21 protein-coding genes and 1 tRNA gene are annotated in these 23,571 nt (G+C 48.6%); 7 read left to right on the top strand and 15 right to left on the bottom strand.

Features of this window, described 5'->3' with window-relative positions:
- Window positions 1–80: 80 nt before the first annotated feature.
- The gene (tgt, locus tag IMCC21906_RS09150; RefSeq protein ID WP_369795839.1) at window positions 81–1,199 is read right to left on the bottom strand and encodes a tRNA guanosine(34) transglycosylase Tgt; all 1,119 of its coding nucleotides are present in this window, start codon (window positions 1,197–1,199) and stop codon (window positions 81–83) included.
- Window positions 1,193–2,257, bottom strand: coding sequence for a tRNA preQ1(34) S-adenosylmethionine ribosyltransferase-isomerase QueA (gene queA / locus IMCC21906_RS09145; RefSeq protein WP_047011911.1), 1,065 nt, complete (start codon window positions 2,255–2,257; stop codon window positions 1,193–1,195). The genes tgt and queA overlap by 7 nt, the downstream gene beginning before the upstream one ends.
- A gap of 147 nt (window positions 2,258–2,404) precedes the next feature.
- On the opposite strand from queA, the gene IMCC21906_RS09140 reads away from it, so the two are divergent.
- From IMCC21906_RS09140 to IMCC21906_RS09130, 3 genes are all read left to right on the top strand, one after another.
- A tRNA-Leu gene (locus IMCC21906_RS09140) sits at window positions 2,405–2,491 on the top strand.
- Window positions 2,492–2,939: 448 nt separating this feature from the next.
- Window positions 2,940–4,982, top strand: coding sequence for a TonB-dependent receptor (locus tag IMCC21906_RS09135; protein ID WP_082117426.1), 2,043 nt, complete (start codon window positions 2,940–2,942; stop codon window positions 4,980–4,982).
- Window positions 4,983–5,113: 131 nt separating this feature from the next.
- On the top strand, window positions 5,114–5,401 hold the full coding sequence (locus IMCC21906_RS09130; protein ID WP_047011909.1) for a hypothetical protein: 288 nt from the start codon (window positions 5,114–5,116) through the stop codon (window positions 5,399–5,401).
- A gap of 28 nt (window positions 5,402–5,429) precedes the next feature.
- Here the strand turns inward: IMCC21906_RS09130 and IMCC21906_RS09125 are convergent, their stop codons facing one another.
- The 5 genes from IMCC21906_RS09125 to tsaB all read right to left on the bottom strand — a co-directional run bounded on the left by IMCC21906_RS09125 (window position 5,430) and on the right by tsaB (window position 10,640).
- Window positions 5,430–6,437 carry a tryptophan--tRNA ligase gene (locus IMCC21906_RS09125; RefSeq protein ID WP_047011908.1) on the bottom strand — a complete coding sequence of 336 codons (1,008 nt, stop codon included), beginning with the start codon at window positions 6,435–6,437 and terminating at the stop codon, window positions 5,430–5,432.
- Window positions 6,438–6,513: 76 nt separating this feature from the next.
- Window positions 6,514–7,623 carry a DUF3524 domain-containing protein gene (locus IMCC21906_RS09120; RefSeq protein ID WP_047011907.1) on the bottom strand — a complete coding sequence of 370 codons (1,110 nt, stop codon included), beginning with the start codon at window positions 7,621–7,623 and terminating at the stop codon, window positions 6,514–6,516.
- A gap of 67 nt (window positions 7,624–7,690) precedes the next feature.
- Complete coding sequence (locus IMCC21906_RS09115; protein ID WP_231580242.1) at window positions 7,691–9,001, bottom strand: M18 family aminopeptidase; 1,311 nt, start codon at window positions 8,999–9,001, stop codon at window positions 7,691–7,693.
- A 78-nt stretch (window positions 9,002–9,079) separates the two neighbouring features.
- Window positions 9,080–9,880, bottom strand: a complete 801-nt coding sequence (locus tag IMCC21906_RS09110) for an undecaprenyl-diphosphate phosphatase (protein WP_047011906.1) — start codon at window positions 9,878–9,880, stop codon at window positions 9,080–9,082.
- 73 nt (window positions 9,881–9,953) lie between these two features.
- The gene (tsaB, locus tag IMCC21906_RS09105; protein WP_047011905.1) at window positions 9,954–10,640 is read right to left on the bottom strand and encodes a tRNA (adenosine(37)-N6)-threonylcarbamoyltransferase complex dimerization subunit type 1 TsaB; all 687 of its coding nucleotides are present in this window, start codon (window positions 10,638–10,640) and stop codon (window positions 9,954–9,956) included.
- A gap of 78 nt (window positions 10,641–10,718) precedes the next feature.
- Between tsaB and mobA the strand changes: the two genes are divergently transcribed.
- The gene (gene mobA / locus IMCC21906_RS09100; RefSeq protein WP_047011904.1) at window positions 10,719–11,321 is read left to right on the top strand and encodes a molybdenum cofactor guanylyltransferase MobA; all 603 of its coding nucleotides are present in this window, start codon (window positions 10,719–10,721) and stop codon (window positions 11,319–11,321) included.
- 49 nt (window positions 11,322–11,370) lie between these two features.
- Here mobA and IMCC21906_RS16840 read toward each other — a convergent pair whose 3' ends face one another.
- Window positions 11,371–11,769 (bottom strand): histone, encoded by a 399-nt coding sequence (locus IMCC21906_RS16840; protein ID WP_156166023.1) that lies wholly within the window; start codon window positions 11,767–11,769, stop codon window positions 11,371–11,373.
- On the opposite strand from IMCC21906_RS16840, the gene IMCC21906_RS16835 reads away from it, so the two are divergent.
- Window positions 11,738–12,238, top strand: a complete 501-nt coding sequence (locus tag IMCC21906_RS16835) for a hypothetical protein (RefSeq protein WP_156166022.1) — start codon at window positions 11,738–11,740, stop codon at window positions 12,236–12,238. The two genes, IMCC21906_RS16840 and IMCC21906_RS16835, sit on opposite strands and share 32 nt — an antisense overlap.
- A 119-nt stretch (window positions 12,239–12,357) precedes the next feature.
- Here IMCC21906_RS16835 and hemH read toward each other — a convergent pair whose 3' ends face one another.
- Window positions 12,358–13,344: a ferrochelatase gene (hemH, locus tag IMCC21906_RS09090; RefSeq protein WP_047011902.1), complete on the bottom strand. Its 987-nt coding sequence runs from the start codon at window positions 13,342–13,344 to the stop codon at window positions 12,358–12,360.
- A gap of 144 nt (window positions 13,345–13,488) precedes the next feature.
- Window positions 13,489–14,136: an adenylate kinase gene (adk, locus tag IMCC21906_RS09085; protein WP_047013297.1), complete on the bottom strand. Its 648-nt coding sequence runs from the start codon at window positions 14,134–14,136 to the stop codon at window positions 13,489–13,491.
- A gap of 631 nt (window positions 14,137–14,767) precedes the next feature.
- On the opposite strand from adk, the gene IMCC21906_RS09080 reads away from it, so the two are divergent.
- A complete protein-coding gene (locus IMCC21906_RS09080; RefSeq protein ID WP_047011901.1) occupies window positions 14,768–15,103 on the top strand; it encodes a hypothetical protein in 336 nt (111 codons plus the stop codon).
- 18 nt (window positions 15,104–15,121) lie between these two features.
- On the opposite strand, the gene mazG is transcribed toward IMCC21906_RS09080, so the two are convergent.
- From mazG to cysM, 3 genes are all read right to left on the bottom strand, one after another.
- Complete coding sequence (gene mazG / locus IMCC21906_RS09075) at window positions 15,122–15,931, bottom strand: nucleoside triphosphate pyrophosphohydrolase (protein ID WP_047011900.1); 810 nt, start codon at window positions 15,929–15,931, stop codon at window positions 15,122–15,124.
- Between the two features lie 2 nt (window positions 15,932–15,933).
- On the bottom strand, window positions 15,934–18,168 hold the full coding sequence (gene relA / locus IMCC21906_RS09070; RefSeq protein WP_047011899.1) for a GTP diphosphokinase: 2,235 nt from the start codon (window positions 18,166–18,168) through the stop codon (window positions 15,934–15,936).
- A 95-nt stretch (window positions 18,169–18,263) separates the two neighbouring features.
- Window positions 18,264–19,166, bottom strand: coding sequence for a cysteine synthase CysM (gene cysM / locus IMCC21906_RS09065; protein WP_047011898.1), 903 nt, complete (start codon window positions 19,164–19,166; stop codon window positions 18,264–18,266).
- A gap of 152 nt (window positions 19,167–19,318) precedes the next feature.
- On the opposite strand from cysM, the gene IMCC21906_RS09060 reads away from it, so the two are divergent.
- Window positions 19,319–21,949: an ATP-binding protein gene (locus IMCC21906_RS09060; protein ID WP_047011897.1), complete on the top strand. Its 2,631-nt coding sequence runs from the start codon at window positions 19,319–19,321 to the stop codon at window positions 21,947–21,949.
- Here the strand turns inward: IMCC21906_RS09060 and recO are convergent.
- A complete protein-coding gene (gene recO, locus IMCC21906_RS09055) occupies window positions 21,926–22,657 on the bottom strand; it encodes a DNA repair protein RecO (RefSeq protein WP_047011896.1) in 732 nt (243 codons plus the stop codon). The two genes, IMCC21906_RS09060 and recO, sit on opposite strands and share 24 nt — an antisense overlap.
- Before the next feature lie 3 nt (window positions 22,658–22,660).
- On the bottom strand, window positions 22,661–23,557 hold the full coding sequence (gene era, locus IMCC21906_RS09050; protein WP_047011895.1) for a GTPase Era: 897 nt from the start codon (window positions 23,555–23,557) through the stop codon (window positions 22,661–22,663).
- Between the last annotated feature and the right edge of the window lie 14 nt (window positions 23,558–23,571).

Raw genomic sequence — 23,571 nt, 5'->3', positions numbered from 1 at the left:
ATATTTGCCCGGAGTATTTGATTGCAGCTGGCAATGACTGCTGCTGAGCTGGGCGATTTGCCCAAATCACCAGGGCGTCATTATCGAGCTTGTTGACTATCGTAAAATTCTTGGGCAAAAGCTGCCAAACGCTTTTCCTCAATAGCCTTACGGATGCCCGCCATGTGATTTTGATAAAAGCGTAAATTATGAATGGTGTTCAACTGGGCTCCCAAAATCTCCTTACACTTATCCAGATGATGGAGATAGGCCCGAGAAAAATTCTGGCAGGTATAGCAATCGCAATTCGCATCTAAGGGTTGGTCGTTGTGCCGATGAGTGGCGTTGCGAATTTTAATCACCCCCGTGGAGGTGAAAAGGTGACCATTGCGGGCGTTGCGGGTGGGCATTACACAATCAAACATATCCACGCCACGCATGACTGCTTCTAAAATATCGCCGGGAGTGCCCACGCCCATTAAGTAGCGAGGCCGCTCTTTAGGAAGATGATCTGCCAAAGCATCCAGCACCTTAATCATCTCCTCCTTCGGCTCACCAACGGACAAGCCACCAATCGCGTAGCCATCAAAGCCAATATCCGTTAATCCCTGCAAAGACTCTCTACGCAGCTCGGGATACATGCCACCCTGAATAATGCCAAACAACGCCGCATCGTTGCCCTCATGAGCCGCTTTGCTTCGCCCGGCCCAACGCAACGACAAACTCATAGAATCCCGCGCTTCCTTTTCGGTGGCGGGGTACGGCGTGCACTCGTCGAAAATCATCACGATATCAGCACCCAGCTTACGCTGAACGTTCATCGACGCTTCCGGGTCCAGGTAGACCTTGCTGCCATTAACCGGCGACTGGAAAGACACCCCCTCTTCGCTAATTTTACGCAGCTTGCCTAGACTCCACACCTGAAAGCCGCCAGAGTCCGTCAATATCGGCCCTTTCCAGCCGGTAAAATCATGCAGATCGCCGTGGGCTTGGACCACCTCAGTTCCGGGACGAAGCATGAGATGAAAAGTGTTACCCAGAATAATCTCGGCGCCAATTTCCTCAATATCTCGTGGCAACATGCCCTTTACTGTGCCGTAGGTACCCACCGGCATAAACGCGGGAGTTTGCACCTGTCCCCGAGGAAAACTCAGACACCCTCGACGGGCATAGCCGTCTTCACCGGAGCGGCTAAACTCCATCCGACATTCAGTCATGATTCTTCGCTCTTTTCAGCCCCTTGGTGGGGAAATAACAACATGGCATCACCGTAGCTAAAAAAACGGTAACGCGCTTGGACTGCTTCTTTATAAGCATTCAAAATGGCATCTTGCCCAGAAAACGCCGACACCAGCATAATCAAGGTAGATTCTGGAAGATGGAAGTTGGTTACCATCGCATCTACACTGCGGAATTGATAACCGGGATAAATAAAAATCTGACTGTCACCCGTAAAAGGCTGAATCACGCCAGTTTGAGACGCTGATTCCAAGCTCCTCACACTGGTGGTTCCCACCGCAACCACCCGGCCGCCTCTGGCCCGGCAGGCCCGCACTTGTTCGCACACAGCCTCGTTTACATCTATCCACTCAGCGTGCATCTGGTGCTCGCGAATATCGTCGCAGCGCACCGGTTGAAAAGTTCCAGCTCCTACGTGCAAGGTCACAAAGGCAGTTTCAACCCCTCTATCTCGACAAGCTGCCAACAAGGCATCGGTAAAATGCAGCCCCGCCGTTGGCGCCGCCACCGCACCATCGCGGCTGGCATAAACGGTTTGATAACGACTTTTATCTGTCTCGTTATCTTCCCGCTCAATATAGGGCGGCAACGGCATATGTCCCCAAGTAGCGAGTATCTCTAACAAAGGCCTCTGGCTTTGCAGACGAAATAAACTGCCTTCTCGGCCAAGTACTTCCAATTGTTCGTCACCCGGATCGCTGTCTGCATTCATGCAAAGCTGCAACATCGCTCCCGGTTTTGGTGCCTTACTCACTCGAAGCTGAACCAGCGCCTCGTGTTCATTCAGCATGCGCTCAAGCATAATCTCCACTCGACCGCCGGTCTCTTTACACGCAAACACCCGCGCAGGAATCACCCGGGTATTGTTAAACACCAGCAAATCGCCGGGCTGAAGATATTCCAGCAACGCAGGAAACTGACGATGTTCAATATCACCGTGCTCATCAAGTACCAACAAGCGACTGCCATCGCGCTGCGCTGCAGGCTGATTGGCAATCAGCTCGGGGGGAAGGTCAAAATAAAAGTCGCTAAGCCGCATGTACCGGGTCTTCCAAAGTGAGCGCGCAAGAGTAGCGGAAATTGCGCAATGACTCCACCCACCAAGATTTTTCCAACAATCTGCAAACAATCTCACCGGATCAATTGACCCCAGTGAAAAGATTGCTATAATCCCGCCCCACTTAAGGCCAGTGTGGTGAAATTGGTAGACACGCTAGATTCAAAATCTGGTTCCTTTGCGGGAGTGGCGGTTCGAGTCCGCCCACTGGTACCAATACAAAAAAGCCCAGCTCAATCTCATTGAGCTGGGCTTTTTATTTGGCCAACACCCATCCCGCCACTACCTTCAGTCAAGGTAGAAAACCACGCTTCAGGCTATTCGCCATCCATAACGCTATGGATAAATGTCTCGGTATCAACTTAATAATACTTATCTTTGCTGTCACAATATTTACTGACGCGGTAGTCCTCCCGAAACTCAACATCAGAGAAAACACAACTGCCCCCCCAAGGCTAAAAGCCAAAGCAAGTATGACGCAATACTAGGCTTTTTCACTGCTGCCCATTACACTGCCACTCAGGATTTACGCTGGTTGCGTCATACACCACATCGCCTTATGGCACAGGGTAGACGCCACCACTTGCTTTGTCGGCAATCCTTATCATTATGGTATAAGGATTTATCCCGCCAAAATAATCGATAACGAGACTTCAAGCCCACAATGATGAAAACCTTCGCCCGCAAAACCTGCTTATTCCTTAGCTTGCTACCCTCTATCGCGGTTTTGGCTGAAGACAATGACAAGCTGGAATCCGTGTCGGTTACCGCCAGTCGTATTGCCAAGGACGTGAATGAGCAGAGTGTCTCTATCAGCCTGATTTCAGCGCAGGATATCGATACGGTGGGCCACAATCATATTAGCCAATTACTGAATCGTGCAGCAGGAGTCTGGATTAGCCGAGGTAATGGTCAAGAACATTTAACGGCGATTCGCTCATCCGTTTTAACGGGGCCTGGCAGCTGCGGCGCGTTTTACCTTGCTGAAGATGGCATTCCACTGAGAGCCCCCGGCTTCTGTAACGTCAACGCACTATTTGACGTTAACAGCGAACAGGCACAGCGCATTGAAATTATTCGTGGCCCAGGCACCGCCGTGCACGGCAGCAACGCCCTTAATGGCGTGATCAACGTGCTTAGCGCGCCACCCAGCAACGATCATGAAACCCGACTGAGTGTTGAAGGTGGCCCGCACAATTACAGCCGGGTGAAATTCAGCGAAAGTGACACCCACGGCAAACATGGCTATCGCTTGAGTTTACAGGGCAACCATGACGGTGGTTATAAAGATGACTCGGGCTACGACCAGCAAAAACTAAGTTTCCGTCACGACTATCAAGGCGAAACGTGGCAAATTCAATCGCTACTGTCGGCGAGTAACCTAGATCAAGAAACGGCTGGCTATATTCTCGGCAAAGACGCTTACAAAGTTGAAAGCCGCAAGAAAGAAAACCCCAACCCCGAGGCGTTTCGAAATAGTCGTAGCCTGCGCTATTACAGTCGTTTTGAGCGCGAAGGCTTAAAAGACACCCTCTTTGTTGTCACGCCTTATATTCGTTATACCGAAATGGAATTTTTACAACATTTTCTGCCAGGCACGCCGCTAGAGGAAAACGGCGAACGGACCATTGGCGTACAAACCGCGTTTTATCACTCCCTCAACAAATCAGTCACGCTATATAACGGCTTCGACATGGAGCTGACCAAAGCGTATTTACAACAGCATCAAGACACAGCCAGCTTTGCGAGCTTCCCTACTGGGCAGCAATACGATTACGACGTGGACGGCCGCTACGGTGCATGGTTTATAGGCGGCGACTGGGAGTTTAGCGACGATACGCTGGTTAATTTTGGGGCCCGCTACGATATTCAATTTTACGACTATGACAATCAGATCATCGACGGTAACACCGCCGCTGATGGTAGCCCCTGCCCTACGGCCCCCTGCCGTTATTCCCGCCCCAGCGATGACGAAAATCGTTTTCGAAACTGGTCTTTTCATTTAGGCATGGTTCATAAGGCCACCGAGCACACTGACATTATTGTCAACGCTAACCAAGGCTTTCGCGCCCCCCAAGCTAACGAGCTATACCGACTGCAATCCACGCAGCAGCTGGCCAATCTAGACGAAGAATCATTGGCTGCGCTGGAATGGGGTTTGCGCGGCCATTGGCCTGGCTTTAACTACCAGCTTGTTGCGTTTTGGATGCAAAAAGAAGACGTGATTATTCAGGATTCGCTGCGCCGCAATCGAAATGGCGGTCAAACCGAACACAGAGGGCTTGAGCTGGAGCTCAACTGGAATATCACCCCTACTTTAAACTGGGCGCTACAAGCCAGCTACAGCCTGCACCAGTACGGTAACGACGTTGTTGGCAGCGAGGGAGATGATCTGGACACCGCACCCCGTCAGCTTGCCAGTACCCAACTTGGCTGGAGCCCAACGGCGAATAGCCTTATTGAGCTAGAAGTGGTGTTTCAAGGTGAGTACTACCTAGACGCCAGCAATCAGTACCAGTACCCCGGCCACAGCCTCGTCAACTTGCGTTGGCGCCAGCAGCTAAGCCAAAACATCTATGCCGCCATTCGGCTCAACAACCTCACCGATACCGATTACGCTGAACGGGCCGATTATGCCTTTGGCAACTACCGTTATTTCGTCGGAGAGCCTCGGGCTGTGTACCTTGAGCTAGGAATCAAGCTATAAAAGTAGCGCAACATTAAAAAATGGTTAGATTTCGTGACCCATGTCTCAAGAGAGACATTCCACCATTTCACCACTAATTTATAACGTTATATTGGAACCATCAAATAAACACATATTGATGGTTCCCGAAGATGACATATTGCCGCATTGGAATATTTCTAGCTGTTTCGGTCGTTTCCAGCCTTAGCTGGGCAGACAAACCCCTTAACGCATTTAGAGCTTGGCCAAGTAGCGCCTCGGGCGCGGATGCAACCAGCGTCCCCCATCTTTTTCGTCGAATTAACCACTATGCCATTGAGAAACAACGCATTCGACTGTGGGAGTTTCGTTTTACCGAGAAACAAGCCGCCTTATTAAAAAGCGGCTCCTTGGAAGTGGATCTTGAAGGTACGGGTATTTCAGTGAAGGCCCGCTTTTAACTTGCGTTACACAAGGAGCATTACAGCGTTAAGAAAACCGAGATAAGCCTACCGCTTTACGCGCTTTATCCAGCAACGGTGCCGCCTCCGCTCTAGCCTTTTCAGCGCCCTTGCGCAGCTCTTCATCCAAGTAACTACCTGAATCAAGAATCTCTTCGTAGCGCTGGCGCGCATCTTTAATCTGCTCGTTAACTAGTCCAAACAAGTCTTTTTTTGCTTGGCCCCAGGCAATACCTTCAGCAAAACGACGGCGCATATCTTCGGTGTCTGCCGGACTGGCAAAGGCCTTCCAAATTTGAAACACGGTAGAGTCGTCAGGGTCTTTAGGCTCGCCAGGCTCCAACAAATTAGTTTTAATTTTATTGATATGCTTTTGGAGTTTTTTCTCAGGTAAAAACAAGGGAATGGTGTTGCCGTAGCTCTTGCTCATCTTGCGGCCATCCAAGCCTTTTAACACAGCGACATTATCATCCACCACTGCCTCTGGTAGCGCAAACGTCTCGCCGTATAAATGGTTAAAGCGCTGAGCCATGTCTCTGGCCATTTCGATGTGCTGAATCTGGTCACGGCCAACGGGGACTTTCTCGGCGTTAAAGGTCAAAATATCGGCCGCCATTAACACCGGGTAAGCGAACAAGCCCATAGTTATAGCGTAATCCTGGTCTTCGCCTTTTTCTTCGTTGTCTTGAACAGCCGCCTTATAGGCATGGGCGCGATTCATTAATCCCTTGGCGCACACACAGCTTAAAATCCAATTTAACTCCATCACTTCTGGCACATCAGACTGGCGATAAAAAGTACTTTTGTCGGTATCCAAGCCCAACGCCAACCATGTTGCCGCTATTTCACGAGCAGATTGATGTACCAACGTTGGATCTTGGCATTTGATTAACGCGTGATAATCCGCCAAAAAAAAGAAGCTATCAATATCCTCATTCTGACTGTCGGCAACTGCAGGTCGAATGGCACCAACATAATTCCCCAAATGAGGCGTGCCGGTAGTCGTGATGCCAGTCAAGACGCGAGATTTGCTCATAGAAAGTCCTATATGGGGGCCAGCAGCGAGGCCAAATCGACAAAGCCGCCTATAATACTGGCTGTAAAAGCCTGTGTCACCGCCGCAACTCAGCCAGTATCGATTGATAACGAGGCGCGAGCTGTTGCCAATAAAAAGCCTCGACAGAAGGCGGCTGTAATTGAGCAAGTAAAGGGTCCTGCTTTTTCTGCTCAAGCAACTGAATCAGCTTCTCGCAGGCCGCAATGGCTTGCTGGGCAAGCCCCTCACCGCCATAAAGATTATTGGCCGGGTAAAACTCCGGATAGCACAACCGGTTGGGTAACAAAGGCACACAACCCGCAGCAACCGCCTCCATGACGGACAAGCCTTGAAAGTCATGTTCGGCTGTCGACAAAACCACATCACAATCGGCCAATAGCTGCTGATAGTCGCAGGCCTGCTCAACATAGCCCCAGCTGGCCAGCGCCAAGGTTCCGCTTGCCAAAAGTAGTTGGTGAATGGCCGCAAAGGCATTGGGGCAATCCCGAAACTGCTGTCCGACAATGTGAAAATCAATCGCTAGTTGTTGTGCCTCGCAGGCGCGAATAATTTCCAGCAAAAGCTCTGGGCCTTTATCGTATTCCCAACGATGGTTCCAAAGTAGTTGCAAGCGCGGGGCCGCACATTGGCGAGACATCAGCGGCTTGGTAATACCGACGGGTAGCACCTCCGCATCCCGCTGCAGCTTTGCCAACACCTCGGTCCGAGGAGCGTAATCGGGTAGCCGACGCAACAAATCGTCGCAACCCTGGGTGAAACTCCGTCGATTGTAGTCGCTGTTAAATAAAATTTTATCAGCGGCCATGGCGGCATAGAGATTCACCATGCAGGGTTCAATGTTTTGTTGCTGACGACCACTGGCGGGATACGCAAACTGATTCTCGTGGAAATACACCGCGCTAGGAATAGCCGCGATATCAGGCACCATTCCTTTCAAGGCAGACAGGTCGGTCATGGAGGTGGCTAAAATGGCATCGTAGCCCGCACAGAGCAGGTCTTTTTCCAGCATGGCCCAAGACAGACTATTACCGCGAATCCGCCAATTAAAGTGGCGTGGCGGCAACGTCAGAATTGACCATTTGATGCCAACACAGTTTTGCATCAAGCCTTCTGCCCACTGGCGATGGCTTTCGGCATGATAGGCAGACAGTAAAAGAACGTTCATACATTATGCCGCCAATTCCAACGCCGCAGTGCTCGCAAGATTTGCCCTCCAGACTTGGGCAAACTGCTTACGACGTGACGCTTGGCAGTCGATAAAATGCCGACAATATCCGACTGAGAGCCTCGGCGTCACGACTCCCCGCCAACTCTCTTATCGAATGCATAGCAAAGGTTGGCACGCCAATATCGAGTGTTCGAACACCAATACCTGACGCAGTTGCCGGGCCAATAGTGCTGCCACAACCCATATCAGCACGAACCACAAAGCTTTGCACTGGTTCATTAAGGGAGGCGCAGATATTACGAAAAATACCGCTGGTTTCACTACTGGTAGCGTAACGTTGATTCACATTAATTTTAATAACCGGCCCCGCATTAAGCAGCGGGCCGTGATTCGCGTCATGCTTATCACTGTAATTGGGATGGACCCCGTGGGCATTATCAGCTGAAATCATCATTGAATTGGCAATAGCACGCTGAAGGCTAACTTCATCTCCTGAAACACGCTTTAGTACCGACTCCAGCATCGGCCCTTGAGCGCCAATGGCGGACTGACTTCCCACCTCTTCATGATCATTGCAGACCAGCAGTTGGTAGCCATCGTCATCGGCGTTGATCAGGGCTTGCAGGCCAATATAGCAAGACAATAAATTGTCTAAGCGAGCACTGGCAATAAAATCATCGTTCCAGCCAATCATGGCTGCAGACTGGCAATCGTAAAAGCTCAGTTCGTAATCCAGCACCTGATCAACATTCGTCACGCCCTGATCTTCCAGTACCGCCTTTAATAACTGATTAAACTGCAGCTTCTCTTTGGATTGCATGAGTACTACAGGTAAATCCGTTTGCGGATTAACGCTGCGATTGGCGTTGGCGTCTCGATCTAAGTGAATCGCCAAGCTGGGCACGACGCCAATCGGTCGGTCAATATTGACTAGCGCAGACGAAAGGCCACCACTTTGGTCACGATAATTAATCCGTCCCGCCAAGCCCAAATCGCGATCAAACCACGGGTTTAGCAAAGCGCCACCATACACATCAACGCCTAACTGATAATACCCTTGTCGGTGCAAATCGGGATTAGGTTTAACTCGCAGACAAGGGCTGTCAGTATGCGTCCCCACCATTCGCCAACCTTGTTCAGTTAATTTGCCTTTGCCTAAGGTAAACGCCACGATGGATGACGCCTCTCGAAGAACAAAATAGCGGCCACCAGGGCTCAAATCCCAGTCATCGCGCTCATTCAATTCGCTAAATCCCGCATTCAACAGCACGGCTTTCATGCTAGTTACTGCGTGGTATGGCGTGGGGCTCGCATCAAGAAATGCGAGTAAGCCGTTATTGAAATTTTGTTGTTCTGTCATTGCTACATCAACCATTTAAATGTGCTGGCGCTCGCGTTAAATACCATTATCAATATTGAGTCGAGCTAATTGAAGCGTAAACTATTGTTCCAGTTACCAAGCAAGCACCGCAAAAATAATCCCGGCCAGTATTACGCGATAAATGGCAAAGGGCATCATACCAATGCGCTCCACCCAATTCATAAAGACCCGAATACAGAAATAGGCCGTGACTGCCGACACCACAAAGCCAATAGATAAATATGTCCAAGCAATGTGGGTATCGCTTTGGACAAGTTCCAGAAGCTTATAGCTTCCTGCCGCGGCAATAATTGGCATGGATAATAAAAATGAAAATCGTGCCGCATCGCTGCGATTCAACCCTACCAACAAGGCCGCCGTAATAGTGATACCGGAACGGGAGGTACCGGGCACCAATGCCAAAGCTTGACTGAAGCCAATAAACAAGGCGATACCCAAGCCGATGTCGGTAATCTGTCGGCGATGGCTGGCAAAGCGATCTACCGCGCCCAACACTACCCCCCAAACCAAGGTAGTCATGGCGAGCACATAACCACTCCGCAAATGGGTTTCGATTAAGTCATTAAACACGAGTCCCGCAAGTATCGCTGGCAAAGTAGCAATAATCACGTACCAAGCAAGCTTTGAATCTTGGTCATGCCCCTTGCCACAAATACTGCTGCCCCAAGCTAAAAGCAAATTACAGACATCGCGACGAAAAAACCAAAGTACAGCAACTAAAGATCCCACATGCACTGCTACATCAAACGCCAATCCTTGATCTTCCCAACCCAACAAGGTCTGAGGTAAAACCAAATGCCCGGAGCTTGAGATTGGAAGAAACTCGGTGAGCCCTTGAATTGCCGCTAATACCACTGCCTGAAAAGCGTCCATTTATATGCAGGTCCTTTCTTTTGTCATATTCATCTTTACTGTCTTGTTGATAACCAACGTTATGTGGTTCAACTCAACTTTTTTGCCACGCCACACTGTCACGCAGATAAACGGGTTGAGCCTGTTCTGCAGAAACAAAATCAGAATCGGTAAATCGCTTTTCTGCCAAGGGCAGCATTGCAGCCGCCCGGGGATAACACTCTTCAATCACCTTTACTGGCAAAACATCCAAAGAGAACGCCTGCCGATACTGCCAACCGTTACCGACCCCCACGGACTTTTCTGAATTAGAAAGTGAAAAGTTCAATTCAGACGGCGCTGACAGTTGATCATGGCACGCAGCTAAGGCTAGGCCATTGCTCACCCGATAAGCCCCCCAATACACCTCTGACATTCGCGCGTCTAGAACCGGATAGATCTCATCCCCCTCCTCCAGTTCATCCTCTTGTAAAGCAAGCTGGCCCATCGCCTGTAAAGTAGAAATAGGAATAACAGGGATATCGGCAGCGTAAGCCAGGCCTTGCACCACTGCGCAGGCAATTCGCAAACCGGTAAATGATCCGGGGCCGGCGGTAAACGCAATGGCATCAAGATCGTGAAGCCTTCTACCGCTTTCTCGCAATTGTTGATCTACCATGGGTAGCAAAAACTGGGTATGGGTACGCGGCAACATGCGAAAATCTTCTCGCACTTTATCGCCATCTAACAACGCAACCGAACAAGCCTCGGTCGCAGCGTCAATTGCAAGAATACTTGTCATGAAAAGACCGCTAACAGCTATAGGGAATGGTATTCTGGAGCCGGTATCATATCACAGCAAAAAATCAGGTATGAATTAATGTCCGTCAGCACTATCCATAATACCAGCCTCCATTCGCAGCCCTATAGCTTGTTGATATTAGCAGGTGGCGAAGGTCGGCGAATGAGCGGCCAAGATAAAGGCTTAATGCCATGGCATGGCAAAGCGCTTGTAGAGCACCTCATTGCAACGCTACCAAAGAGCTATCAGCAATGTTTAATTAGCTGTAATAGACACCTTGAAGACTACCGCCGCTACGGTGAAACCGTGACTGACGGTAACTTGCAATACCAGGGTCCATTAGCAGGTATTTTAGCCGGAATGGATCAAGCAAATACTGATTTACTGCTTGTATTACCCTGCGACTGTCCACAGCCACCACCACAACTATTTAGTCGATTATTGAAGAGCATGGAAAAGACCGACAAAACCATCTGCTATGCATGGGACGGTCAGCGTGAACAGTACCTGTTCGCACTCATTAAAAAATCCATGCGCAGGTCTTTGCAAAATTATCTCGATCAGGGCCAGCGCAGTGTGAGGCATTGGTATAAACAAGAAGCCGCTATACACGTTGATTTCAGCGATTGCCATGATAGCTTTAAGAATTTTAATACCCAAAAAGAACTGTTGAGTAAATAAGGCAGAAATAAAAACGGGAGCCGAAGCTCCCGTTCTTATCTTTCAGTGACTAGCTGTTTTCGCTTGGGGCTGGCGGTGCCGAAGGCGCCGGAGCCACTTTTTTAGCAGGTGCTTTCTTTGCTGCTACCTTTTTAGCAGCTGGTTTTTTCGCCGCTGTCTTTTTGGGGGCCGCCTTCTTCTTGGCAGCTACCTTCTTAGGTGCAGCTTTCTTTTTAGCGGCAACTTTTTTAGCTGCGGCTTTCTTTGGGGCCGCCTTTTTAGCTGCCGCTTTCTTTTTAGCAGGTGCTTTGCTTACCGAGGCTTTTTTAGCACTGGCTTTAGCTTCAGAAAGTACCTTTGGATCGTCGATCTTCTTGGTCACTTGCTTTACAGCTTGCTTGTGCTTATTGACAAGCTTGCGCTCGATAACCGCCAATTTGGCCTTGTTTTCTGCGGTGCGCTTTTTCATAAAACGCTGTTCAAACAGTTTAACTGCTTTTGCCAGATCCGTTTCCGCTTTGCTAGCCAAGGCTTGTGAACGCTCTTGGAGCTTTTGCTTAACCGCTTCCTCAGAAGCCTTAAGTTTAGCCAGCGCCTTGGCATTGCTATATGACGCTTTGTTACTGGCCAGCTTGGCTCGAGCTGCCTTCAGCTTAGCGTTGGCTTTTTGTGCAGCAGTGGCTGCGCGTTTGGCTGCATTTTTATCTACCGCTTTGGCGCTTTTCTTGGCTGTCGCTTGGGCGCTCGCCAATTTGGCTTTTGCAGCTGCAACGGCTTTTCTTTCAGCGGCGACCATCGCCTCTACTTTCTTCAAACCATCCTCTGCTTTTTTTACCAGAGGGCTTCCAGCAACAGCACTCTGTCTTTTAACAGCGGTTTTCTTGGGCGCAGTTTTTTTAACTGCAGCTTTTGCTCTTTTCTTTGCAGCAGGCATATAGTTCTCCTAAGCGGTGGCCTCGCTAAATTATTATTGTAAAAATAGCATACAAAATAGCCAACGCAAAACTTACGCCACTTCGTAGAGAAATTTTAATGATTTTTTTGGCACTTTCGCGACTTAATGCCAATTTTTCTTCAAAAAATCACGGCTTAACGCCAGCATCAAGTCTTGATGCTGGCTGTTATTATTGAGGCAGGGAATATAATTAAATTGCTCGCCACCATGTTCACGAAACAATTCATTAGCCTCGCCATCAATCTCTTCTAGCGTTTCCAAACATTCAGCAGCAAACGCTGGGCACATTGCATCCAGTTTTTTAATGCCATTCTCTGCCAAAGAAATAACCGTTTTATCGGTATAAGGCTGGAGCCATTCCGCTTTACCAAGTCTAGACTGAAAACTTAACTGCCAGCTTTCTGGCTTCAATCCAAGAGCGTTAACAAGAAGCTGGGCTGTTGTTTCGCAATGCAGCAAGTAGGGATCACCTAAGTCAACATTACGACGTGGGATACCATGAAAAGAAATGAGCAGTTTCTCGGCCTGCCCATTTTCTTGCCAATGCCGTCTTACAGAATCGGCCAACGCTTCTATATACAAAGGATGATCATGATAGTCCCGTACCCAAGACCACTCGGGAATATCTCGGCAACCGGCAAAATATCGGCAAATTTGATCATGTACTGCCGCCGTCGTCGTTGCGGAATATTGAGGAAATAGCGGAATAAAAAGAAAGCGCTGACAGCCATTATCACGCATCCGGCTAATCGTTTTAGCAATACTTGGCTCGCCATAGGTCATTGCTAATGCCGTTTCAACGTCTTGGTCTGGAAATTCGATATTTAGTTTATTTTGAACCCCTGCCACCAAGGCCTCACTAAAATAACGAAGTGGCGAAATTCCTGGCATCCAGATTTGGCGATAAGCTGCAGCCACTTTTGGCGAACGAAACGGCAAGATAATGAGATAGAGAATGACATACCAAATAAGCCGAGGCACCTCTACTACCCGTTTATCTGCAAGAAAACTTCTTAAAAAGGCACGAACGGATTTACTGTCAGGGGCGACTGGGGTCCCCAAGTTGATAAATATTATCGCTGACTTCACAGTGCTCTCCTAAGGCTTTCCCAACATACGCACTATCACCCAATTAAGATGGCAGTGATCAAAATTTAATGCCAGTTTCACTGGTATTATTTAGGCACAAAAAAAGGCACTCAAGGTGCCTTTTGCTTTCGTGCTGGTTACGGCTTACTTTTCTAAGGCCGCAAACACACGAGCGGTAATATCGTCGACCGCGCCAACACCATCAATTTTAGCGTAATCCGGTGCATCATCGCCCTCTAATGCGCTATAAAACGCGACCAGGGGTTTGGTTTGATCATGGTAGACATTCAGACGATTTCTGACAGTCTCTTCTTTATCGTCGTCTCGCTGAATAAGTGCTTCACCGGTAAGATCGTCGATGCCCTCTTCTTTAGGCGGATTATATACCACATGATAAGTCCGGCCAGAGGTTTCGTGCATCCGGCGACCACTCATGCGAGTCACAATTTCTTCGTCAGCCACGGCAATCTCAATGACTTTATCGATTTTTACCCCGGCTTTTTGCAAGGCTTCTGCTTGGGGGATAGTCCGGGGAAAACCGTCAAACAAAAAGCCATTAGCACAATCTGCTTCTTGAATACGTTCTTTTACCAGCGCGATAATAATGTCATCAGAGACCAAGCCGCCAGAGCTCATCACTTCTTTAACTTGTAACCCCAGGGGGCTACCTGCCTTTACTGCCGCACGTAACATATCGCCAGTTGAAATCTGCGGAATAGCGAATTTTTCAGATATAAACTGGGCTTGGGTGCCCTTGCCTGCTCCAGGTGGTCCCAACAGAATGACGCGCATAATACAAAACTCCTCAAAACTATCATTTTTGTCACCGCAAATACCTCTCGCGTGGCCATTTTTGACCATAATCCACTTGAAGCACAGAAACGGCGGTAAATTTGCGAAATATCCACGTCGTAAAAATACAATGACGGATATTTTACCTAGCAGAAACCACTACTTTAGAGTAGCGGGTATCGAGGTCATTAGTACGGTTTAACCGGAAACCACGGCTTATGGGTCGTACAACGCCGACAACAGGGCCTTTTAGGCCCATTACGAAAGCCGACAACAATACACAGATAGGCCCTCTTGCACAAGACTTCGGGCCATGTAGCTTGGGCGCCAAGCTAAGGCCTGCTCACACTAATCCGATTATTACTGTTGTGGCTAAACGGCGCGTCTGGCACCTAGCCGGAGGCAAAAATGACTGCCAGCAGTGACAATCGGATTAGTGTGAGCACGCCCCAGGGAGTTCCCCTGAGTCTTGGGTAAAATAATGACAATCTTAACGCTTACCGGGCTAGCCTAATGGGGGATTATGTCGGTACTATAAATTAAGTGTCAGCAAAATATTGATCAGCTGGCGCTGAAACAGTGACAACACGGTTTGTTTGTACATGATCGATGACAGAACAGGAATCGGCTTATGAATGTGCGAGATTTGTTATCACTCTGGGAAGAAACTGCCGGCGGCACCTTAACCGCAGATTCTTTTTCAGTACGACTTCCCATCAAAGATGCAGCCCGACTCAAAGCGCTGTCTGAACTTTATCCGCGCCGCAGTATAGAAGATCTCATCACGGATCTGCTCACGGCTTCGCTGGATGAATTAGAAAGTGCTATGCCCTACGTCAGGGGCTCAAAAGTCGTTGCCAGAGACGAGTTAGGGGATCCCTTGTATGAAGACATTGGCCCTACGCCTCGGTATCTGTCATTAACTGACAAATACCTGAGTAACTACAAAAAACATCAAGACCATTAGGTCGACAAGCTGATTGACCTATAGACCCGCCGCTTTGGCTTGGTCCCAAAACAGCTCTAACTGAGCACTAGCCTGGCCGGTGCTGTTATCGATTGCAGACTCTTGGCAGCGCTGCTCGACAAACCGAAAGCGGCGCTCAAATTTCTTGCCAGCAGCGCGGGTAACGGCTTCGGGGTCTAAACCTAAATGGCGGCAGACGTTCACTGCCGAAAACAGCACGTCCCCCATTTCGTCAGCAATGGCATTCGCATCACCCTCGACCCTAGCGTCTTCCAGCTCTCTGATTTCGTCGTGAAATGCCGCAATGACCTCGTCGATATCCGACCAGTCAAAGCCAATATTGCGGGCTCGCTTTTGCAGCTTGGCCGCACGGGTTAATGCTGGCAGTGCCTGTGGAATATCGTCCATGACGCTGCCTTGGGATTTTTCGCTGCGTTCAGCCTGTTTTATGTCCTCCCAGCGCTGCTTGATAGCACCATCATTGGGTGCCTCAGTATCGCGTATTGACTGCAAGCTGCCATCGGGAAAGACATGAGGGTGACGCCGCAGCAATTTAGTCGTAATACCATCGACAACATCGTCGAAATTAAATAAACCCTGCTCCTCCCCCAAGCGGCTATAAAAAACCACCTGAAACAGTACATCCCCCAACTCTTGACGCACTTGATTTAAGTCATTCGCTTCTATGGCGTCGACCAGCTCGTAAACCTCTTCAAGACTATGGGGCACGATGGTGTCAAAGCGCTGCTTGAGATCCCAAGGGCAACCGGTGATGGGGTCCCTTAAACGTCCCATTAAGTAGAGCAAGTCCTGTAAGGAGTACGCCATGCTTATCCTTCTCTAATCCGTTCTACCGATATCACATTGGGCAGGCTATTGAGACGGTTGAACAACCCCGACAGCGCAGCCAAATCCGAAATTTCTAATCGGATACTCATATTGGCAAGATGCTTTTCAGCATCGGTTACCGTATTCATAGAGATGACGTTAACCTTCTCTGAAGCAAGTTGCAGAGTGATATCCCGCAACAGCCCCTGCCGATCATAAGCTGTTATAAGAATATCCACGGGATAGGTATCAATGTGATCCCCGGCCCAGTCCACGGTAATAATCCGCTGAGGCTCAACACTCTGTAATTGCAGTAATTTATTACAGTCCTGACGATGAACACTGACGCCACGCCCTATCGTGATATATCCCGCAATACCATCACCGGGCAATGGCTTACAACAGCGAGCAAAATGGGTCATCAAATTACCCACTCCACTAATCCTAACCTGATCACCTTTACGGGCCTGACTCGGCTGCCGCAGGCGTAATATCTCACTCTGGTCAGCTTCATCTTTACCCGCGACTTGGTTAGCCGCCTTGATGATTTGCAAGGTGCTAATTTCACCGGCGCCCACCGACGCGTACATATCGTCAACGCTGGGGCAATGCAAATGCCCGGCAATGTACTTGTAATCAATGCTATTTAAAGCCAAACGGCGAAATTCTTTTTCTAACAACGCGCGACCCGCGGCAATATTGTCTTCTTTCGCCTGCTGCCTGAACCAATGCTGCACTTTTGTGCGAGCTCGAGAGGTTTTTAGGTAGCCCAAATTACCCTGTAGCCAATCTCGCCGAGGTTCACTGTCTTTTCCGGTGAGCACTTCTACCCGCTCACCGGTATTGAGGGTATAGGTTAATGGCACAATGCGACCATTCACTTTAGCCCCCCGGCATCGGTTACCCACCTCAGTATGAATATGATAAGCAAAGTCTAACGGCGTAGCGCCACTTTGTAGGTTGACTACATGTCCTTCTGGGGTAAAGACATAAACCCGATCCTGGGCACGGCTAAACTGCTCTGCGACATCGCTATTACTACCGCTTTCTTCATGCCAGTCTAAAACTTGCCGCAACCAGGCAATTTTCTCGTCATAACTAGAATTGGTTTTGGCGTTTTTATCAGTCCCTTTGTACATCCAGTGAGAGCAAACGCCAAATTCCGCCTCTTCGTGCATGGCTCGAGTGCGAATTTGAATTTCCAGCACCTTGCCTTGAGGACCAATAACGGCGGTATGCAAAGAGCGATAACCATTCTCTTTAGGGTTGGCAATATAATCGTCAAATTCATTGGGGATATTTCGCCACAAACCATGCACAAGCCCCAGCGCTGAATAACAAGACTTTAAATCAGGAACCAATATCCGGACCGCTCGAATATCGTAAACCTGAGAAAAGCCAATGCCCTTGCGCTGCATTTTTCGCCAAATACTATAGATATGTTTAACGCGCCCCGCGATATCCGCATCAATACCATCCGCTTGCAACGCCTTACCCAAGGTATCGATGGCTTCGTCGATATAACGCTGGCGATCCAAGCGTTTTTCGTCCAACAGCTTGGCTATTTTTTTATAGGCGGTAGGTTGCAGGTAACGAAAAGAGAGGTCTTCTAACTCCCATTTAATATGACCAATACCCAAACGGTGGGCCAGCGGCGCATAAATATCAAAAACTTCCCGGGCAACGCGCTGACGTTTATCCGTATTATTTTTCACTGACCGGATAGCGGCAGTCCGTTCCGCCAGCTTAATTAGTGCAACCCTGACATCATCCACCAAAGCCACCAGCATTTTGCGGATGGTTTCACTTTGGGCCTCTGACTGCCCCAAGACAGGCACATCCAACTGTTCATTAACTTTGGAAATAGCCGCCATACCCAGCACGCCATCAATTAACTTGGCAACAGACATGCCAAACTGACTGCTGACATCATTAATTGTCAGGCGATGTTCCCGCACAGCCCTAAACAACGCCGCAGCAATTAAGCTGTCTTGATCAAGGTGTAAATCGGCGAGAATCTCCACCATTTCTAACGCTGTAAAAAAACTAATATGAGCGGCATCTTCTTCGCCAGTAAGCTGAGATGGCCGTGCCGCACACGCTTCTGCCAACTCAAAAGCCTGCTGAAGCTGGTCAATAGAAACGTGGGTAGCGTCGATCGGTAGGCGCGCTATCCAGCGCTCCAAATCAACCCGCCCGTCGTTTAGCTGTGGAAAATCCTCTCTTACCTTTACCATCTTTCCCTACTCGTTCTCTCCACAGTATTTAGCAAAACGTACTACATACTATCGATAAAGTATTAAGCACTATGGAGGTTGGTCGCAAAAAGACCTTAATTCAAAGCCGCATCAAATACGCCTGTCGACAAGTACCGGTCTCCTCGATCGCAAATTATCGCGACGATAAGCGCATTTTCTACCTGCTCACTTAAACGTAGCGCACCGGCAACAGCGCCCCCAGAAGAGACGCCGCAAAAGATTCCCTCTTCTGCAGCCAGCGCTCGCATTGTTCGCTCCGCGGTGTCTTGATCCATATCGATTATCCTGTCCACCCTTGGCGCCTCGTAAATACTCGGCAAATACGCCTCTGGCCACCGGCGAATACCCGGAATACTAGAGCTATCGTCTGGCTGCAAGCCGACAATTTCTATCTCAGGTTGAACCTCTTTTAAATATCGAGACACGCCCATAATGGTGCCCGTTGTTCCCATTGAGCTGACAAAATGGGTAATACGGCCTTCTGTTTCTCGCCAAATTTCCGGGCCAGTGCCCTCATAATGCGCACGAGGATTATCCCCATTAGAAAACTGATCCAGTACTTTGCCTTTTCCCGCAGATTGCATTTCTAATGCCAAGTCGCGCGCCCCTTCCATGCCTTGTTCTTTGGTCACTTCAATCAGCGTTGCGCCGTAGGCTGCCATCGCCAATTTGCGCTCAGTACTCATATGGTTAGGCATGATCAGCACCATACGATAGCCCTTTATGGCCGCAGCCATCGCCAATGCAATTCCGGTATTGCCACTGGTCGCCTCTATTAAAGTATCGCCAGGAGAAATATCGCCCCGGTCTTCTGCTCGCTGTATCATGCTGATTGCGGGTCTGTCTTTAACGGAGCCAGCGGGGTTATTACCTTCCAATTTCACCAAAATGGTGTTGCTGGTACGCCCTGGCAACCGCTGCAAGCGTACCAGCGGGGTGTTGCCTATAAATTGATCAATACTGGGAAACTGTTTCATAACACCTATAAACCTCGGTCGTCGACGCTGCGTCGACCGCAAAAGCCTCCAACAACGGTGATGATGCTGCCCTTGGCAGCCAGAGCAATAGAAGCATCAAGAATTTTAGGTCATCATAATACCACTGCGGATATGAAGGGCTCCACTTGGGAATGCGTAAACGACTGGGTATCAAAAAACTAATCCTGCTGATGGGGTTGCTGCCTACCCTGGGTATCAGTCTGACTTTGGGTAGTTTTCTTGTATTCAATCAGCTTCAAGATGCCAAAACGGCTGTCGTTGAACGGGCCAACCACTCCAGCCAGCAACTCGCTATTTTATCGGCGCAATTCCTCAAGCCCTTAAATAAAGAGGCGCTTCAGAAACTCGTCACCGCAGCGCTGGAAGAGCGAGGGCTGCGCAATGTCGTGATCTTTGATAGTGAAAAACAGCAAATAGTTCAGGCAGGGCCTGCTAGTAGCGGCCTAAAAGATCTCAACTCATCTCCAGCCAGTCTCGACCCACAAATTATTTTTAATGAAGACGGGCTAAAAATCATTACACCCATTAACAGTGCGGCACAGCCGGTAGGCTGGCTTTGCACGAGCTTTAGCTGGCACCACTACGAGGTTAATAAATATCAAACATTTTTAGCAGGGATCATCTTTTTTGTCATTGCACTGCTGCTATCCGTTGCGTTGGTTAGCTATATCACTCAAATATTGCGCAGCGATTTTGATGCGCTGAAGTCAATCCTCAAACAACTGATAAATGGTAACAAAAGTTTTCAAGCCCACCTAAGTGGCGACGATGAATTTAGTGAAATTGCAGACCTCCTCAACCAGCTGAGTACCGCGCAACAACAAGAATTACAGGAACTTCAACGAAATATTGAGCAAAGCAATAGCGACCTAAGAGAAACCTTAGAGACGCTGGAAATTCAAAATATTGAGTTGGATCTAGCCCGGCGTGAAGCCGTGAATGCCAATAGAATTAAGTCAGAATTTCTAGCCAACACCAGTCATGAAATTCGCACTCCCCTCAATGGCATTATTGGATTTACCAAAATTTTGCTTAAGTCCGAACTGGAGCAACAACAATACGATGCTGTGGAGACTATCCGCAAATCGTCCGACGGCTTGCTGACTATCATCAACGATATTCTTGATTTCTCAAAAATGGAGGCCGGAAAACTGGTTTTCGATGAGGCGCCCGTCGATATCAGAGAGATTATCGAAGACACCCTGCAGATACTGGCCCCAACAGCCTTCGATAAGAAGCTGGAGCTGGCGTTATTTTTCGACCCAAGCATTCCTGACATGTTGCTTTCTGATGGCTTGAGATTAAAGCAAATTCTGAGCAATTTACTTAACAATGCCATTAAATTTACGGCATCAGGTTATATTCGTATTGATGCCATTTGCAAAGGCAACGATGGTCAGAATATTTCTTTAAATTTGCAAATCAGCGACACGGGAATTGGTCTTAGTAAAGACCAGCAGCAACAACTTTTTCAAGGTTTTACCCAAGCTGACGCATCGATTACCCGGCAATACGGCGGCACGGGTCTTGGACTCGTCATCGTCAAAGGCCTGGTCGAACAAATGGGCGGCGAGATTGGCGTGATCAGCGAGGCCGGTAAGGGCGCTACGTTTTGGGTCACCCTGCGGCTGCCAGTTGTTAAAAACGCAATTCGAATGAGAAACTTTGCTTCTCTTACCGGTAAAACAGTTGCCATGTATGACAAAAGCGTCTTGCAAACTGCAGCCACACAACAACTGCTACAAAGCTGGGGAATGAACGTTTATCCTTGTGATGACATTCAAAATCTAAGACAAAATTGCGACTATCGCATTTTAAGTGTCGCTATTGACGAAAGTTTGCCGACCCTGCCTATCCCGAAAAACAGCGAACACCCCACAATTGTGTTATCCCCCCAGCCACAAAAGTATGACAACCGTATCAACGCTATTTTTCTACAGAAACCCGTATCGCAAATTAAATTATTTGATGCTTTTAACCTTCAACACTCACAACATATAACCGCGCCCCAACTAAAATTTCCGGATATGCGCGTTTTGGCGGTGGATGACAACCCAGCAAACCTGTTAATGCTAAAAAGCTTTCTAGATGATTTGTCGGTACAAAGCCAAACCGCCCAAAATGGTATTGAAGCCCTACAGCGCTGTAGAGAAAAAGTATTTGATTTGATCCTCATGGATATCCAAATGCCTCAGCTCGACGGCATTCAAGCCAGTAAAGAGATTCGCCACAGTAGTTTGAACAAGCACACGCCGATTATTGCCTTGTCAGCCTATCTTGCGCCAGAAAACCCCAAGCAATTAAGAGAAGCGGGTATCAATGACTTTCTCAGTAAACCGATTGATGACCGGCAACTATTACGTCTTTTTGAGCGAACCGCCAGTAATCCGCCAGCGGTGTCAAAAACACCTCCCAGGCCCGTTGATATTCAAGAATGCCTGCGCTTGGCAAAAGGTAAGAATGGCTTAGCTGAGGAAATGTTACGCATGCTTTTAGAAAGTCTGCCAGACCAAGCTCAATCACTGGCAGAAGCAAAAAACAACGACAACCGGCAACAGATTGCAGCCATAAGTCACGACCTCAAAGGCGCCTGCTGCTATACCGGTGCACCGGCACTCAAGGCCACCAACTTGACCTTAGCTAAGATGCTTGAGTCATCGGAAGTTGATCTAAGCGCCGCGGTGGACGCAGTGCTAACAGAGATTGCCGCACTACTCAGTTGGAAAGACAATCATGATCTATCTGTGATTTTTGCCGCTTGAATCGCTAGCAAAAGTTGCGGCAAATAACTCCCGACTGCGCAGCGGTTTACTCCCCAGCAGCTGCCCTAGCAGTAAACGACTCAATCGGCGCCCCGTTAATTCAGCTTCGGCAGAATAATCGTCTTTAGCCAGCTCTAACAAATGCGTGCCAGAAAATACAATTTCCTCCTGCTGTCTTGCTGGAATAAACCCCTGTTCTGGCAAAAAAACGTAGTTATTATCAGCAATAATACCTTCGCCATTGCCATCTAGGTGTAATGAAAACCCGTATCCAAGATCCGCCAACAGCGAGAACTCAAAGCGACGTAAACAACGCTTTTCATCCTCACCATTAAGCAAACGGTCCAAACTGTATTGATAATGATGAAATAGGTTTTGGTGGGGGTCAAAGCGATGCAACAAACGCTCTAGCAATTCATTTAAATAAAAACCACAAAATAGCGCCCGCCCCTGTAACGAAAAAGCCTTTTGCAGCTGAGCATCCGTCAGTGTTTTTAGCTCCCCCCGTCCCGACCAAGAGAGCGCTAGCAAATTAAAGGGTTGCAGTGCAGAACGCCAAGCCTGTCGACCACGGCTACCGCCTCGCAAGCCTTTAGCAATAACAGAAAAACGGCCATGATCGAGACTAAACACTTCCAATAGTGCGCTGGTCTCGCGATAGGGTCGTTGATGGAGAATAAAGCAGGGCTCACCTTCAACGCGTTTCATTGTTTAATCGAAGTCAGTGTAACCAAGACTGCGTAAGGCCCGTTCATCGTCAGACCAACCTGATTTTATTTTCACCCACAATCGCAGCATAACCTTACTGTCAAAAGCCCTTTCCATATCCTTACGGGCTTCAGTTCCTATTTGCCGCAACCGACTACCGGCATCACCGATAATAATCTTCTTTTGACCCGCTTTCTCGACCAGAATTAAAGCGCTAATTTCTGTCAGTCGAGGGGACGATTTGAACTCTTCTATTTCAACCGCCATCGCATAAGGCACTTCTTCACCTAGCTGACGCATAATTTTTTCACGGACCAATTCAGCCGCGAGAAACCGCTCACTGCGGTTTGTAATCTGATCCTCAGGGAACATATGTGGACTTTCAGGAAGGTATTGCTTGATTAAGTCCTCAAGATCATCCCGATTGTGGCCGCGTAATGCCGATACCGGCACCACCTCTGTAAAATTTCCCCGGGCTTTTAAACTGGCAATGAGTGGTAACAGCTGGCCTTTGTCGTCCATACGGTCAACTTTATTAATAACCAACATGACCGGGCAATCTTGATTTTCTAACCGCGATAAAACCAGCTCGTCTTCATCGGTCCAGCGGTCTCTATCCACGACAAACAACACCAAATCCACACCTTTTAGTGCTGAACTGGCAGCCTTGTTCATATAGCGGTTAATGGCCTTGGCTTCTTTTAAATGAAGACCGGGCGTATCAACGTAAACGGCTTGAATATCGTCCTCAGTTTTAATGCCCAAGACTTGATGACGGGTAGTTTGAGGCTTGCGAGATGTAATGCTTAGCTTCTGTCCAAGAATGTGATTAAGCAGAGTAGACTTACCAACATTAGGCCGCCCTACAATCGCAATATAGCCACAGCGTTGTTCACTCATAAATTTTGGCCCAA

The sequence above is a fragment of the Spongiibacter sp. IMCC21906 genome (assembly GCF_001010805.1).
Lineage (GTDB): Bacteria > Pseudomonadota > Gammaproteobacteria > Pseudomonadales > Spongiibacteraceae > Spongiibacter.
Note: the sequence above shows the minus strand (reverse complement) of the source record. Positions and strands in the feature narration are given on the sequence as shown.

Bases quoted from the DNA above. Each gene is read 5' to 3' on its own strand.
- queA (WP_047011911.1), bottom strand. From the start codon at position 2,257: ATGCGGCTTAGCGACTTTTATTTTGACCTTCCCCCCGAGCTGATTGCC.
- IMCC21906_RS09130 (WP_047011909.1), top strand. From the start codon at position 5,114: ATGACATATTGCCGCATTGGAATATTTCTAGCTGTTTCGGTCGTTTCC.
- IMCC21906_RS09135 (WP_082117426.1), top strand. From the start codon at position 2,940: ATGATGAAAACCTTCGCCCGCAAAACCTGCTTATTCCTTAGCTTGCTA.
- relA (WP_047011899.1), bottom strand. From the start codon at position 18,168: ATGGTAAAGGTAAGAGAGGATTTTCCACAGCTAAACGACGGGCGGGTT.
- IMCC21906_RS09115 (WP_231580242.1), bottom strand. From the start codon at position 9,001: ATGGTTGATGTAGCAATGACAGAACAACAAAATTTCAATAACGGCTTA.
- era (WP_047011895.1), bottom strand. From the start codon at position 23,557: ATGAGTGAACAACGCTGTGGCTATATTGCGATTGTAGGGCGGCCTAAT.
- IMCC21906_RS09080 (WP_047011901.1), top strand. From the start codon at position 14,768: ATGAATGTGCGAGATTTGTTATCACTCTGGGAAGAAACTGCCGGCGGC.
- cysM (WP_047011898.1), bottom strand. From the start codon at position 19,166: ATGAAACAGTTTCCCAGTATTGATCAATTTATAGGCAACACCCCGCTG.
- recO (WP_047011896.1), bottom strand. From the start codon at position 22,657: ATGAAACGCGTTGAAGGTGAGCCCTGCTTTATTCTCCATCAACGACCC.
- IMCC21906_RS09125 (WP_047011908.1), bottom strand. From the start codon at position 6,437: ATGAGCAAATCTCGCGTCTTGACTGGCATCACGACTACCGGCACGCCT.
- IMCC21906_RS09120 (WP_047011907.1), bottom strand. From the start codon at position 7,623: ATGAACGTTCTTTTACTGTCTGCCTATCATGCCGAAAGCCATCGCCAG.
- IMCC21906_RS09110 (WP_047011906.1), bottom strand. From the start codon at position 9,880: ATGGACGCTTTTCAGGCAGTGGTATTAGCGGCAATTCAAGGGCTCACC.
- adk (WP_047013297.1), bottom strand. From the start codon at position 14,136: ATGCGCGTCATTCTGTTGGGACCACCTGGAGCAGGCAAGGGCACCCAA.
- tsaB (WP_047011905.1), bottom strand. From the start codon at position 10,640: ATGACAAGTATTCTTGCAATTGACGCTGCGACCGAGGCTTGTTCGGTT.
- IMCC21906_RS16840 (WP_156166023.1), bottom strand. From the start codon at position 11,769: ATGAAAAAGCGCACCGCAGAAAACAAGGCCAAATTGGCGGTTATCGAG.
- mazG (WP_047011900.1), bottom strand. From the start codon at position 15,931: ATGGCGTACTCCTTACAGGACTTGCTCTACTTAATGGGACGTTTAAGG.
- IMCC21906_RS09060 (WP_047011897.1), top strand. From the start codon at position 19,319: ATGCGTAAACGACTGGGTATCAAAAAACTAATCCTGCTGATGGGGTTG.
- mobA (WP_047011904.1), top strand. From the start codon at position 10,719: ATGTCCGTCAGCACTATCCATAATACCAGCCTCCATTCGCAGCCCTAT.